The organism is Occallatibacter sp. (genome assembly GCF_049582745.1).
Classification (GTDB): Bacteria; Acidobacteriota; Terriglobia; order Terriglobales; family Acidobacteriaceae; genus Telmatobacter.
The window spans coordinates 1-3,012 of the sequence record NZ_JBAUUO010000068.1 but is presented as its reverse complement, the minus strand read 5'-3'; the positions used below and the strand labels follow the sequence as shown (position 1 = coordinate 3,012).

Below are 3,012 nucleotides of genomic sequence, written 5' to 3'. Positions count from 1 at the left end.
AATGCTTGACAGCCTCGCCCAGTTGTATGTCTATGGCGCCGAGGTCAACTGGACCGGTTTCGACCTGCCCTATCCCCGACGTCGACTCCCGCTGCCTACCTACCCCTTCCAACGACAGTCCTATTGGCTTCGGCCTCCGGTGAGAGATGTTAGACACTCAACTACGGTCTCGACGGAACAAGCGCGGTCTGAACTGGCTGCTACTCCGGCCAATACTGATGAGAGCATAGGCGAGCCGAACCAATGGTTCTATCGAGTCACCTGGCGGCAACGCGATCTGCCACAGAAGACTGAAGAACTCTCTTGCCGGCATTGGATAGTGTTACCAGATGCGTCGGGCGTCGCTAAGGCATTGGCCGACCGGATGCGTTCTACCGGCTGCAAATCCATCCTGATCGAGAACGGCTTGCCTGAGCTAGAACGGGAGCTAGCTCAAGCAGACACGGCTCGGACAGGGATCATCGATCTACGATGCCTGGACGTCGAGGAGGGCTCGGCCGAGCAGCCTTGCCTGGCGCTTGCCGCTCTGATTCAGAAGGTGGCGCAAATTGACCGGCCCGGGGTTACCGTCTGGAGCATAACCCGCGGCGCCCAGGCCACAGGACGAGAAACCCAACCGGTTTTGCCTTGGCTGGCTCCCGCATGGGCTCTCGGTCGCACCATCGTTTCCGAACATGCGGAATTGTGGGGAGGCATGGTAGACCTCGATCCATCCGCAGGTTCTGCTGAGAACGCGGATTTCTTGTGGCGGCACCTCATTGCATTTGACGGAGAGGACCAATCTGCCTTTCGAAATGGCTGCCGCCTTGTCGCGCGTCTGGCGCGATTCCTTCCACCTCCGGTAAAGAGCCCCGAATTCCGTGCGGACGCAGCCTATCTGATCACGGGCGGTTACGGTGGTTTAGGGCTGGAAGTTGCCCGTTGGATGGTTCGGCACGGGGCCAAGAGAATCATCCTCTTGGGCCGGACTCCGCTGCTGCCACGAGGTGAGTGGGGTAAGTTAGGGGCCGAAGATCCCCGCGGACGAATCGTTTCGAGCATCTGTGAAATCGAGAAACTTGGTGCCACGATTCAAACAGCAGCTGTGGATGTAGGAGATGCAAATGCTCTGCAAAGGTTCTTTCGCTCCTACGAAGACGAACATGGGCTGCCCATTCGGGGACTGGTACATGCCGCCGGAGCCATGAAGCACGCCCTGGTTTCTGACGCGACCGCGGATGATTTTCGTATTTCCTTCAAAGCCAAAGTGGACGGCACATGGCTGCTGCACCAGGCATTGCGACAGACAGACCTCGATTTCTTCGTCTTGTTCTCGTCCGCCTCAGCGGTCCTAAGTTCACCACGTCTTGGTCCCTACGCCGCGTCGAATGCCTTTCTGGATGCGATCGCCGAATACCGAAACCGGGAGGGCTTGCCGTCACTGAGTGTGAACTGGGGTATCTGGACGGGCGTCGGAATGGCAGGAAAATCCGACGAGACAGCCGCCCGGTCGCTGGCGGAGCGCGGCATGGCCGGGATGAAGGTCGAGGAAGGCCTCGCTTGCCTCGGCAGCCTCATGGCAGCCGCCAGTGGCCAAGTTTGCGTCCTGCCCCTCGATTGGAAGAAATGGGATGAGCTGTACCCGGCCTACATGGCCAAGCCGTTTTTCTCCGAACTGATGGGCGAGAATCGGACGGAGTCAGCTGCAGCCGGAGGTTCTCAGCCAGCCAACGAGTTTCTCGATCGATTGAAAGACGCTCCCGAAATGATCCGGGTAGACCTGATTAGAGACTTCGTGCAACGGGTTGCAGTGAGCCTTCTGGGATTCCCTGCTGACCATCGGCTCGACCCCCTGCAACCGCTCAACGAACTTGGCTTGGATTCCTTGATGGCAGTTGAACTCCGCAATGCAATTGCCGCCAAGGTTGCGCAGACCTTGCCGGCGACACTGCTGTTCAACTATCCAGCCGTGGAGGAAATTACGATGTATCTCGCGAAACTGCTCTTCGGCGCTTCGCCCAACATCAAGCAGGTTGGATCGCTGTCCGAGGCGAAACGGAATGCGCTGGACGATATTGAAGGACTATCGGATGAGGAAGTAGATCGCATATTGGACAAGAACTGGAATCCCGTCAATGAGTGATTTTCAGAAGCGCATTGAGAACCTCTCGCCCAAAAGACTGATGTTGCTTGCGATCGAATTGCAGTCGCGGGTCGAAAAGATGGAGCGGCAACAGACCGAGCCAATCGCAGTCATCGGGCTATCGTGCCGTATTCCGGGCGGCGAGGAAGGACCTGACGCTTTTTGGCAGCTCTTGGAGGAAGGGCGGAATTCGATTCGTGAAGTGCCAAGCGACCGCTGGGACGCTGAAGCATATTATGACGTCAATATCGACGCTCCAGGCCGAATGTCCACCAAGTGGGGCGGTTTCCTCTCTCATATAGACGAATTTGACGCCCAGTTTTTTGGAATTGCGGGTCGCGAAGCAAATGGCATGGATCCGCAACACCGCATGTTGCTTGAGGTCTGTTGGGAGGCCCTGGAGCACGCCGGCCATTCTCCTCGAAAGTTGGCCAATACGGCCACTGGGGTTTTCCTCGGAATCTGTGCCAGCGACTATCAGACGATGCTTCTGGCGAGTGGAGAGGTTGCGATTGATGGCTACCTTGCCAGCGGCACGGCTCCGAGCATAGCGGCAGGAAGAATCTCTTACACCCTCGGGCTGCACGGTCCAAGCATCGCCATCGACACCGCGTGTTCGGCATCGCTGGTCGCCATTCATCTCGCTTGTCAAAGTCTCCGTATTCGGGAGTGCTCCATGGCCTTGGCCGGCGGGGTCAATGCCATCCTGTCTCCGACAACCACGATTGCACTTTCGAAGGCCCATATGATGTCGTCGGACGGACGTTGCAAGACGTTCGATGCGGGTGCGGACGGATTCGTGCGGGGTGAGGGTTGCGGCATGGTGGTGCTGAAGCGTCTGAGCGAGGCGCAGTCGGATGGGGATCATGTTCTGGCGGTGATCCGGGGTT

2 protein-coding genes are annotated in these 3,012 nt (G+C 58.0%); both read left to right on the top strand.

What is annotated here, in order from left to right; genetic code table 11:
- Positions 1-2,122: beta-ketoacyl reductase (locus tag WCA10_RS11600; protein WP_472822684.1), on the top strand; the 2,122-nt coding region annotated here is incomplete at its 5' end.
- The coding region (locus WCA10_RS11595) for a beta-ketoacyl synthase N-terminal-like domain-containing protein (protein WP_472822683.1) at positions 2,115-3,012 on the top strand (898 nt) is incomplete at its 3' end. The genes WCA10_RS11600 and WCA10_RS11595, both read left to right, overlap by 8 nt.